The organism is Bacillus sp. SIMBA_005, assembly GCF_046535585.1.
GTDB classification, from domain to species: domain Bacteria; phylum Bacillota; class Bacilli; order Bacillales; family Bacillaceae; genus Bacillus; species Bacillus pumilus.
In genome coordinates this window covers 1-229 of sequence record NZ_JAWRWI010001314.1, presented here as the reverse complement: position 1 = coordinate 229, position 229 = coordinate 1, and the positions used below count along the sequence as shown (strand labels likewise).

Sequence of the window (229 nt, the reverse complement as noted above, 5' to 3'; positions counted from 1 at the left end):
ATTAATGCTAAATGTAGTTTAGGTGTAACCATTGGCATTAAGACGCTAGAGCAATTAGAGCAAGCAGTGATAGTTGCTAAACAATATAGTCAAAAAATTATGCTTCAAAGATATGTAGTTGGACATGATTATCGCGTGTTAGTAATAGATGGTGAGATGATTGGTGTTTTAGAATATCGATCAGCTTTTATAGAAGGTGACGGCTATTCGACTATTCGTCAATTGCTAG

Annotated in this window: 1 pseudogene; it reads left to right on the top strand. The window is 34.9% G+C overall.

Features of this window, described 5'->3' with window-relative positions:
- A pseudogene (locus SB660_RS24330) lies at positions 1-229 on the top strand (hypothetical protein); the annotation flags it as partial.